Origin of the sequence: Streptomyces sp. NPDC056480 (assembly GCF_042795405.1) — a bacterium.
Classification (GTDB): domain Bacteria; phylum Actinomycetota; class Actinomycetes; order Streptomycetales; family Streptomycetaceae; genus Streptomyces.
In genome coordinates, this window is sequence record NZ_JBHTSA010000203.1 from 1 (window position 1) to 2,682 (window position 2,682).

General features: G+C 72.1%; 2 protein-coding genes. Both read right to left on the reverse strand.

Annotated elements, in window-relative coordinates; translation table 11 throughout:
• Positions 1–60: 60 nt before the first annotated feature.
• A complete protein-coding gene (locus ACFQ79_RS39435; RefSeq protein ID WP_383592924.1) occupies positions 61–1,422 on the reverse strand; it encodes an aldehyde dehydrogenase family protein in 1,362 nt (453 codons plus the stop codon).
• Positions 1,422–2,480: an AMP-binding protein gene (locus ACFQ79_RS39440; protein ID WP_383592927.1), complete on the reverse strand. Its 1,059-nt coding sequence runs from the start codon at positions 2,478–2,480 to the stop codon at positions 1,422–1,424. The genes ACFQ79_RS39435 and ACFQ79_RS39440 overlap by 1 nt, the downstream gene beginning before the upstream one ends.
• Between the last annotated feature and the right edge of the window lie 202 nt (positions 2,481–2,682).

Sequence of the window (2,682 nt, forward strand, 5' to 3'; positions counted from 1 at the left end):
GTGCTCGGCACCGCCCCATCGGCCGTCTGCTGTCGCTTGTCGGCTGCCGGCAGTCGGCCGTCAGCGTCGAATCGTCTTGGTGCGCATGAGGAACTCGGCGAGGTAGCCGTCGTGCGGCAGTCCGTGCGCCATCCAGGGTGTCGGATGGTCACCGATGTAGACGTTGGCGATGGTCGGCTCGGCCACCAGCTCGTCGATCAGGTCGGCGTCGGTGGTGACGGCGGTGAGGACGAGGGTGTCGCGCAGCGGCCGGATGCCGGCTTCGCGGTCCCACGGGGCGACCCACGCACAGGGGAAGCCCATCTCCATCCCGAGCTGTTCGGCGAACGGGCTGTCCAGCTGGTGCACCGCCGGCCGGAGCACCGCCGCACCGTCGCCGAGGTCGTCGATGATCCCGTCACCGCCGAGCCACGCCTTGGTGCCCGCCGCCCGATGCCGCAGATGGCCGTCCCACCGGCGGGCGAGACCGATGGGCTGCACGGGCAGGACCGCTCGTTCGTCCGTCGCGGGCAGGCTGGGCAGCGCGGCGAGGCGTTCGGCGATCGCCGCCGCCACGGGAGAGGGGTCGCCCTCGACGAGGACTCCGGTGGCGTTGACGCAACCGACTCCCCCGCCACTGCTGATCGACTCCACGAGGGTGTCGACGATCGGCTCCCAGTCGCTCTCGGCGGTGATGAGCACCTTGGAGCGGCCGGGCCCCTGTGGCAGAACGCGTCGGTCGCCCGCGTACTTGGCCACGACGTCCGCGCCTCCGTACACCATGCCCAGGTCGGCGTGGCGAAGGATGTCGTCGGCCACGTCGTGGTCGGTGGGCAGCAGCACGATCCCCTCGTCGCCGAATCCGGCCTCCCGCAGAGCCGTGATCAGGCGGTACGGGGTGAAGGGCTCACGACGGGAGGGGCGGACGGCGACGCGACAGCCGAGCGCGAGCGCGTCGAACCACCCCTGGTGCACCGCCGGGTGATTGCCCGCCGCGTGGACGGCGAACACCTCACCGCGCCGGGTCCACACCGCGGCGCCGTCCCGGGCCCGCGGATCGCGCCACGAGTCGACCGCGCCGGCCGGCCGCGCGTTCTCCACGCTGCGCCGGATCCGCTCGGCGCCCCGGGCGATCTCGTCGGTGGCCTGGCGCACCACCGTGATCGGCATCCCGGTGACCGTGCTGACGGTGTGCTGGTACTCCTGCGGTGTGAGTCCGGCGATCGTCTGCGTCGCGAAGGCCCGGCCCGCCCGTGCGAAGGCCTCGATCCGTGCGTCGAAGGGCAGCGCCGGCGCGCGGCGCAGGGCCTTCATCGCGCGGGTGACGTAGAGCGAGGGGGCGAGGCTCAGTGTCGCGACCTGGTTGCCTGCGAAGTCTCCGAGGGTCTGTTGGCGCCGGGACCGATAGGGACCGCCGGGACCGAGAACGTCCAGGGACAGCATCAGTACACGCCCTCGACCACGGCCGTGTCGCCGAAGGACGCCACCGGTGCGACGTCCGCGACGGCATCGCCGAAGCCGCCGTCCACCGGTGCGATCCGCGTCGCGTAGTCGCGCTCGACGTTGTTGACCAGCAGGGCGCTCCGGCTCATGTGGTGGACGACGATCTGCCCGCGCTCCCCGTACGGAACGACCTCGCCGGTGCCGGGGTCGATCACCCGGAACGTGGTGTACGGCGCGAAGGAGTCGAACACGCAGGGCTCGTCGTCGCTGAGGCCCGGGCGCTCCACCGAGGTGCCCAGCATCATCGTGCCGCCGTATCCGCCGACCATCTTGACGCCTCCGAACACCTCGTCGCGCAGCAGGTCCCGGGTGTCGGCGTCCAGGTGGGTACCGCCCCAGACGATCGCGCGCACCTTGCGGTTCACCAGTTCGACCAGGTCGTCGTGGTGCGAGAGACGCTCGAGGAGCGGCGGGGTGGCGAAGAGGACGCCCACGTCCTGGCCGACCAGGATGTGGCCGACCTGTTCGATGAGGTGATCGGTGTAGGCGTCGGCGACGTCCGGCCGGCCTTCCGAGATCAGCTTCTTCACCCATCGCGGGTCGAGGTCGATGCTGAAGTTCAGCCCGCCGCGGAGCATCGCGGTGTCGACCGCCATCGCTCCGACGTTGTGCGGTCCGGTGGGGACGGCGCTGAGCCAGTCGACGTTCCGGGGGACGCCGTGGGAGTCCAGTCGCTCACTGAACCACTCGACGCTGCGCCGATGCCATTCGGCGCTGTACGGAACCGCCTTGGGCCGTCCTGTGGTGCCGCCGCTCTCGTAGACGGACGCCTCGTGCTTGTCACCGTAGCCGCGGGGGATCAGCTCCCGTACGCCGATGTCGCGCAGCTCGTCCACCACGTTGGGGAACAGGCCGAGGTCGTCGAAGTCCCGGACGTCGGTCAGTGGATCGAAGTCGAGGCCCTCGGCCCGCTTCAGCCAGAACGGCGAACCGGTCTCCGGGCTGAAGTGCCACCGCATCATCTCCCGGACGAACTCTCCGCCCGTGTGCTCGACCATGGTCTTCCTCTCGAGGTGGTTGAACGGAATCCCGGCGACCCCGTGTCGACGCGGTCGCCGGGTCTCAGCGAACGGCGTCTCGCGCAGGGTCGCGGGGGGGGGGGGGGCCGGGGCGCCCGCCCCGCCCCCCCCCCGGGCCCGCCCCCCCCCCCCCGCCCCCCCGCGGGGGGCGCCCGCCCCCCCCCCCCCCCGCCCGCCCCGC